Genomic DNA, 1,858 nt, shown 5'->3' on the forward strand with positions numbered 1-1,858 from the left:
CACGCAGACAGTACAAGCAGTACGGCAAGGGGCGCGGCGCCGACCGGCGCGACTGTGCGGAACGCCTTGTTCATATCCAATCGCGCGGCCGCAAAAAATCGCGATACAGCCGCGCTTCCGGGGAATCCGGCTCTGGCGTCCAGTGGTAACGCCAGTGCGCCGAAGGCGGCATCGACATCAGAATCGATTCGGTGCGGCCGCCGCTTTGCAGTCCAAATAAAGTGCCGCGGTCAAAGAGTAGATTGAATTCGACATAACGCCCGCGCCGGTACGCCTGAAACGCGCGCTCGCGCGCGCCGAACGGTCGATGACGGCGCGCCTCAATGATTGGCAAATAGGCGTCGAGAAAGGCCGCGCCGACATTTTGCATCATCGCGCAGCCGCTTTCAAAACCCAGTTCTGAAAAATCATCATAAAAGATGCCGCCGATTCCGCGCGGTTCATTGCGGTGTTTTAGAAAAAAATAAGCATCGCACGCCTGCTTGAAGCGCGGATAGAGGGTATCGCCAAACGGCGCGAGCGCATCGCGGCAGGTCCGGTGAAAATGACGCGCATCGTCCTCAAAGCCATAGTAAGGCGTTAAGTCCAGCGCGCCGCCGAACCAGAAGACGGGCGGGCGGGCGTCTGCTGCACGCGGCGTGGCGGCCAGCAAGCGCACATTCAGATGCGCAGTCGGGCAGTAAGGATTGCTCGGATGCAACACGGCGGACACGCCCAGCGCTTCAAACGCGCAGCCCGCCAGCCGCGGCCGCGCAACGGTCGCCGAGGGGGGCAATGCATCGCCCCGCACATGTGAAAACCCGACGATGCCCCGCTCAATTAGAGCGCCGCCTTCCAGTACACAAGATACCCCGTCTCCGCGCAGCGGTTCATCCGCCGCGCGCCGCCACGCATCGCGCATAAAGCGCCGCCCGTCCAGCGCTTCCAGCGCGCGGACGATGCGGTGTTGAAGCGAGCGCAGATCAGTGCGCACTCTTTCAAGATTCATCGGCCCATTCCAAAACCACCGCTCAGAGTATCAAACTGAATCCCAACTCTGCAATGCAATGGCCGCCGCCTGTTGAACTGCATCGGGCGCGCAACAATCAATCACGCGCCGCCCCGCCAGCGCGCGGCACCACGTCAGTTGCCGTTTGGCAAGCTGGCGCGTGGCAAAGATGCCCTGATCGCGCATCGCGGCGCGGTCGATGGCGCCCTCCAGATAGACCCATACCTGCCGGTATCCAACGCAGCGCATCGACGGCAATGCCGCGTGCATCGATGGCTGCGCGCGCAATTGCATCACTTCATCGATTAAACCCCGTTCCAGCATCGCGTCAAAACGCGCGGCGATGCGCGCGTGTAATACGCTGCGGTCGGACGGTTCGAGCGTAATGGGGATAAAGCGATATTCCGATGCGCTCGCCGCGCGCGGGCGCGCGAGCAGCGCGGACATCGGTTGGCCGGTGAGCATCCAGACTTCGAGCGCGCGCTGAATCCGTTGCGCGTCGTGCGGCGCAATCCGCGCCGCAAGGGCTGGATCGCATGCCGTAAGACGGGCATGCAGCGCGGGCCAGCCGGCGCGCGCCGCGTCCTGGGCAAGCGCCGCGCGCACGGCGGCGTTTGCCGGCGGCAGCGGATTTAACCCTTCGATCAGCGCCTTGTAATACAACATCGCGCCGCCGACCAACAGCGGCCGTGCGCCGCGCGCGTGAATGTCCTGGATGCTCTTCAACGCCTCCGTTCCGAACCGCGCTGCTGAATACGCATGCTCCGGCTCTACGACATCGATCAAATGGTGCGGCGCACGCGCGCGCAAGTCCGCGTCCGGCTTGGCCGTGCCAATATCCAGCCCGCGATACACCTGCGCTGAATCGAC

2 protein-coding genes are annotated in these 1,858 nt (G+C 63.6%); both read right to left on the bottom strand.

Annotation, left to right across the window (positions count from 1 at the left end; translation table 11 throughout):
- Positions 1-70 precede the first annotated feature (70 nt).
- A complete protein-coding gene (gene hemF, locus CAGGBEG34_RS09265; RefSeq protein WP_006683359.1) occupies positions 71-988 on the bottom strand; it encodes an oxygen-dependent coproporphyrinogen oxidase in 918 nt (305 codons plus the stop codon).
- Between the two features lie 30 nt (positions 989-1,018).
- Positions 1,019-1,858: tRNA (adenosine(37)-N6)-dimethylallyltransferase MiaA (miaA, locus tag CAGGBEG34_RS09270; protein WP_042688523.1), on the bottom strand; the 840-nt coding region annotated here is incomplete at its 5' end.

It is taken from the genome of Candidatus Glomeribacter gigasporarum BEG34, from assembly GCF_000227585.1.
In the GTDB taxonomy this organism is placed as follows: Bacteria; Pseudomonadota; Gammaproteobacteria; order Burkholderiales; family Burkholderiaceae; genus Glomeribacter; species Glomeribacter gigasporarum_B.